The organism is Neisseria sp. P0022.S010, assembly GCF_051956635.1.
The window spans coordinates 1-1984 of record NZ_JBQCXF010000542.1 but is presented as its reverse complement, the minus strand read 5'-3'; the positions used below and the strand labels follow the sequence as shown (position 1 = coordinate 1984).

At 51.9% G+C, this 1984-nt stretch carries 2 protein-coding genes; one reads left to right on the top strand and one right to left on the bottom strand.

Going from position 1 to position 1984, the window contains the following annotated elements:
- The coding region (locus ACTHUT_RS19170) for a universal stress protein (RefSeq protein WP_440419430.1) at nucleotides 1–449 on the top strand (449 nt) is incomplete at its 5' end.
- 83 nt (nucleotides 450–532) lie between these two features.
- On the opposite strand, the gene hemL is transcribed toward ACTHUT_RS19170, so the two are convergent.
- Nucleotides 533–1816 (bottom strand): glutamate-1-semialdehyde 2,1-aminomutase, encoded by a 1284-nt coding sequence (gene hemL, locus ACTHUT_RS19165; protein ID WP_250599647.1) that lies wholly within the window; start codon nucleotides 1814–1816, stop codon nucleotides 533–535.
- Nucleotides 1817–1984: the final 168 nt, after the last annotated feature.

Sequence of the window (1984 nt, the reverse complement as noted above, 5' to 3'; positions counted from 1 at the left end):
TTGTAGCCGTTGACGGTAGCGAGACCTCCCTCAATGCATTGAAACACGCCGCCGAACTGGCAAGCCTCAACAAAGCCCAACTGACTTTGGTTCACGTTGCCAACCCTGCCGAATACATGGCTTTGGCGCCTGAATTCCTGCAACACGAAAGCTACGAAGCCGCCGCGGTGGCTCAAGGTAACGAAGTTTTGGATTTCGCAGAAAAAACAGCGCGTGAAAGCGGCGTTGAAAACATCGTGAAACACCTGTTGGTCGCCAACAAAGGCGCACGCGAAATGGCGCAAGACTTGGTTGACTACGCCGACAATAACGGCGCAGACCTGCTGGTACTCGGCACACACGGCCGCACCGGCCTGATGCACCTCTTGATGGGCAGCTTCGCCGAAACCGTAATGCGTCAAAGCCACTTGCCTCTGCTGATTATCCGCAGCAAAGCCGAAGAAGCATAATCAAGCATTTATTTAACATAGCGAAAGGCCGTCTGAATATTTTTCAGACGGCCTTTTTTCATTTCACATGGCAGCTTCAGCTTTTATTTTGCCATTTCTTTGAACACTTCGTGTGCCACAGCAATGGTTTCGTCAATCAACTCAGGCGTATGCGCGGCGGAAACAAAACCGGCTTCGTAAGCGGACGGGCCGAATGCGACATTACGGTCAAGCATACCGTGGAAGAAATGTTTGAAACCGTCGATATTGGAACGCGCCATATCGGCATAGTTTTGCGGCGTATGGCTGGCAAAATACAAACCAAACATACCGCCCACGCTGTCCGCCGTAAATTCAACGTCATGTGCTTTAGCCGCATCGGTAATACCGTTGGCGAGGCGTTGGGTCAGGGCAGTCAGGTTTTCATAGAAGCCTTCGCGCTGAATAATTTCCAGCGTTTTCAAACCGGCGGCAACCGCAATCGGATTGCCGGACAATGTACCTGCCTGATACACGCCACCCAACGGGGAAATACATTCCATAATGTCTTTACGGCCGCCGAACGCCGCCAAAGGCATACCGCCGCCAATCACTTTGCCTATAGTGGTCAAATCAGGTTTGATGCCGTGCAAAGATTGCGCGCCGCCCAGCGCCACGCGGAAGCCGGTCATCACTTCGTCGTAAATCAACACGGCACCGTGTTTTTCAGTCAATTCGCGTAAGGCTTTGACAAAGGCTTCAGACGGCCTAACCAGATTCATATTACCGACGAAAGGCTCCAAAATTACACAGGCAATGTCATTGCCGCTTTGGGCAAAGGCTTCTTCCAGTTGGGCGATATTGTTGTACTCGAGCACCAAAGTGTGTTTGGTAAAATCGGCAGGCACACCGGCGGAAGAAGGATTGCCAAACGTCAGCAGACCGCTGCCTGCTTTCACCAACAGGCTGTCGGAATGTCCGTGGTAGCAGCCTTCAAATTTGATGATTTTGTCGCGGCCGGTAAAACCGCGTGCCAAACGAATGGCGGTCATCGTTGCTTCCGTACCGGAGCTGACAAGGCGCAGCTGCTCGACAGACGGCATGATTTTGGCGATTTCTTCGGCAATGACAATTTCGCCTTCAGTTGGCGCACCAAACGACAAACCGCCCAATGCCGCTTCGCGCACGGCTTCAATGACTTCAGGATGGGCATGGCCGACAATCGCAGGGCCCCAAGAGCCGACATAGTCGGTGTAACGCGTGCCGTTTTCGTCCCAAACATACGCGCCTTCTGCCTTTTTGATGAAGCGCGGCACGCCGCCGACGCTGCCGAATGCGCGCACAGGAGAGTTCACGCCGCCGGGGATAATGGCTTTGGCGCGGTTGAACAAGCTTTCATTACGGTTCATGGTCAATTCTTTCGTAAGAGGTCGTCTGAAAATCAAATCGGTGCCATTTTAACACCAAATCCTTTTCAGACGGCCCAAGCTTCAAAATAAGAATCGGGCGCAAAATCAAAATTATTCTTTAAAAACAAACACTCTATCCACATTTTTCCTGCTTGTGCTATAATCCGC

Coding starts and splice junctions, on each gene's coding strand:
- hemL (WP_250599647.1), bottom strand. CDS start 1,816: ATGAACCGTAATGAAAGCTTGTTCAACCGCGCCAAAGCCATTATCCCC.